At 52.7% G+C, this 595-nt stretch carries 1 protein-coding gene and 1 pseudogene; both read right to left on the bottom strand.

The window, feature by feature from the left end:
* Positions 1-348 (bottom strand): toprim domain-containing protein (locus AZH43_RS16870; RefSeq protein ID WP_406564632.1); only part of this gene is annotated, 348 nt, incomplete at its 3' end.
* 18 nt (positions 349-366) lie between these two features.
* Positions 367-516 (bottom strand): annotated as a pseudogene (locus tag AZH43_RS18995) (ribosome biogenesis GTPase Der); the annotation flags it as partial.
* Positions 517-595 lie beyond the last annotated feature (79 nt).

Here is a 595-nt window from a genome sequence, read left to right as displayed (position 1 = left end):
GCGMAATTCAGACAAATCATCMCTGCCCGGATCACCCCCGATCGCAATCGCAATATTATGCACTTCCKGCGAAGTCAGCACTTCATCCGAAGAGACCTCCCAAGTATTGAGGATTTYCCCGCGGATCGGCATGATGGCCTGAAAATTCTTGTCCCGCGCCTGCTTGGCCGAACCGCCAGCAGAGTCGCCTTCCACAATAAATAATTCAGATTCTTCCAGTGTATGCCCAACGCAATCTGACAATTTACCGGGTAAAGTCGGGCCAGCCACAATTTTTTTACGTTCAACTTTTTTAGCCGCTTTTAGGCGCCGCCCTGCTTTCGCGATGGCCMTTTYAGCCAGCTGCATGGSTSYKCSGWTCTCTTCATCTTCCGGCACTTCTGAAAGAACATCTTCCAGCATTTGCTGCACACCGCGGCCATGGCTGGCTGCCACTTGCATCGGTTCGCCCATGCCCAGCTTATAAAACTCAACCAGCGCAGCTTCTGCATGCACGCCAAAAGAAGGGTTGAATACACAGCTGGGGATTCGCCTCGAAGATGATGCACATTATGGCGCTCAGACCATCGGTCAGGCGGCCGTCCGTATTCAAGTG

Origin of the sequence: Acinetobacter pragensis, from assembly GCF_001605895.1 — a bacterium.
In the GTDB taxonomy this organism is placed as follows: Bacteria; Pseudomonadota; Gammaproteobacteria; order Pseudomonadales; family Moraxellaceae; genus Acinetobacter; species Acinetobacter pragensis.
Note: the sequence above shows the minus strand (reverse complement) of the source record. Positions and strands in the feature narration are given on the sequence as shown.